We start from the raw sequence: 1,599 nt of genomic DNA, 5'->3' as shown, positions 1-1,599 counted from the left end.
GCTTGGGATACATGATGTAGAACGCGCAGGCGAGCCCGTTCGCGATGCCCCAGATGAGCCCCGGCAACGGGATGGCGAGCGTCGACAGGTCCCCGTGCGTGGCGATCAGCACCGTCGCCGCGACGGCGAGCACGAGACCGGCGAGCTCTTTCGCCTTCGGCAGCTTTCTTGCGAAGAAGCAGGTGAACACCATGACGAAGGCGATACCGGTGCATTGGAGCACGGTCGCGGTGCCCGCGTTGGTGTACCCGATCACAACCGTGTAGGTGATCTGGTTCGCGAACAGCCCAACAACGCCGAACACGGCGATGCGCAGTATGGTCGGACGGTCTGAGAGCATCGCCTTGAGCATCCCGCGCTTTGCAGCAAGCATGTAGGCAAGGAACAGCAAGCCCGCGCCGAGCATGCGCACGCTTGTGATGAACAGGGGCGAGAGCCCGTAGCCGCCCGCAAGGAGAAACTGCGCGCACGCGCCCGAGAAACCCCAAAGCGTACCTCCGAGAAGCGTGCAGGCGACCCCGCGCACGAAATGCTGCGGACGGGCCGCTTGCCCCTGCGCGCTCATGCGCACCCGATTCCCGCAGCAAAACCCGGTGCCGAGCCGCCCGTGAAGCGCGCCGTCATACGAGCTCCTTGAGAAAGCCTGCAATCGCATCGAGCAACCCGTCATCCTCGCCGACATCGAAATACCGCAGGGGAATCGAGAATTTCTTCGAAGCCGGGATGTAGCGGGCGCTGTGGCGGCGCAGCTTGGTTACCGTATCGCGCGAGAGCGCAACGGGTTCGACCGTGAGCTTTCCCCCGACCACCGATACGGTCTTGATGCCGCGCTCGTTGGCGAACGCCTTGATGCGCGCTTTGTCGAAGAAGTTCCTTGCCGCTTGCGGCATTTCGGGACGGCGCGCGATCGTGGCACCGTAAAGCTCGTCGACCGCATCGACCGTATCCGCCGAAGCGATCCGGCGGTACAGCAGCACGCGCTCGTCGGTATCGGGTATGTACTCTTCGGGCAGGTAGGTGTGGGCTGGCAGGTTTACCGATATGTCGGAGAGGGCGGGCGGGAGCGCTTCGGCCGCTTTCTCGTCGCCTTCGCGCGTCGCATTGACCGCCTGCGCGAGCATCTGTGCGAACAGGTCGAAGCCGACCGCGCTCATGTTGCCCGACTGTTCGGCACCGAGCAGGCTGCCCGCCCCCCTGATCTCGAGGTCGCGCATGGCGATGCGCATGCCGCTTCCCAGATCCTTGTGCTCGTCGATGGCGGTCAGACGGGCTGCGGCTTCTTCGGTGAGCGCCATGTGTTCGGGGAACATGAAATAGGCGTACGCCTGCGCAGCGGAGCGGCCCACGCGACCCTTGAGCTGGTACATCTGGGCAAGGCCGAGCCGTTGCGAATCCTCGATGATGAGCGTGTTGGTGTGCGGGTTGTCGATACCGCTCTCGATGATGGTCGTCGCCACGAGCACATCGAGCTCGCCCGCCACGAAATCCTCCATGACGCGCTCGAGCTCGTCTTTGCCCATCTGGCCGTGCGCTACGCCGACGCGCGCCTCGCCTGCGGCCTCCGTCACGCGCCGCACCGCATCCTCGATCGAGCGGACG

General features: G+C 64.7%; 2 protein-coding genes. Both read right to left on the bottom strand.

Annotated elements, in window-relative coordinates; translation table 11 throughout:
* Positions 1-565: DMT family transporter (locus C1722_RS16350; RefSeq protein ID WP_180995340.1), on the bottom strand; the 565-nt coding region annotated here is incomplete at its 3' end.
* Positions 566-620: 55 nt separating this feature from the next.
* On the bottom strand, positions 621-1,599 hold a 979-nt coding region (locus tag C1722_RS16345; RefSeq protein WP_280522960.1), incomplete at its 5' end, for a TRCF domain-containing protein.

It is taken from the genome of Raoultibacter timonensis, assembly GCF_900240215.1.
GTDB classification, from domain to species: domain Bacteria; phylum Actinomycetota; class Coriobacteriia; order Coriobacteriales; family Eggerthellaceae; genus Raoultibacter; species Raoultibacter timonensis.
The sequence above is the reverse complement of the archived record's forward strand: the minus strand, read 5'-3'. Positions and strand labels throughout refer to the sequence as shown.